Origin of the sequence: Pseudoalteromonas sp. NBT06-2, assembly GCF_002276045.1 — a bacterium.
GTDB lineage: Bacteria > Pseudomonadota > Gammaproteobacteria > Enterobacterales > Alteromonadaceae > Pseudoalteromonas.
In genome coordinates, this window is the sequence record NZ_NQMR01000349.1 from 1 (window position 1) to 627 (window position 627).

Consider the following 627-nt stretch of genomic DNA (forward strand, 5'->3'; position numbering starts at 1 on the left):
TTGAACAATTCGGTCTCGAACTGTGGGAATACCCAATAACCGTTTGCCGCCATCGTCTTTGTCGATTTCAACACGTTTCACTGGCTGCGCTTGATAGCGCTTTTCTTGTAGTTCGAGCAATAACCTTTTGAGTTCAACTTCCAAATTTTGTGTAAAATCATCCACGCTCTGCCCGTCAATACCGGCAGCACCTCGATTTTTTTTCACTTGTTTGTAAGCCTCATACAGCGCTTGCAGTGATAGCATGCGTCCGTAAAGACTGTAATGAACTCTCATATTATTGTCTCACATCACCTGCCATTGATTTTTCCGTCTAACTTGGTTAGGTTTATTTCGTTGTCGCATTAAGTCTTCTAGCGTGGGATTTGCCCTATTATTGCAATATGCTTAACCGCCTTTTATGCCTCTAATAAAGAGGAACAATTACTCCCCGTGTCCAGTTCCATTTACAGCCTTAGTGTTACCTTTAGCCATTGATGGAGACTTCACCTTATTTGATGATTCGTGAACCCAAGATAGATGTTACCAATTTTCTGTGATTTATAAATCACTTCCCCCCTTCGCAATCAATTAAAGCTTTTGACTAAGATTGACCCTATCAAACGCAATGTTGATAGTCGGCTTGGT

Annotated in this window: 1 pseudogene; it reads right to left on the minus strand. The window is 41.3% G+C overall.

Annotation, left to right across the window (positions count from 1 at the left end):
• Positions 1–276 (minus strand): annotated as a pseudogene (locus CJF42_RS25985) (group II intron reverse transcriptase/maturase); the annotation flags it as partial.
• Between the last annotated feature and the right edge of the window lie 351 nt (positions 277–627).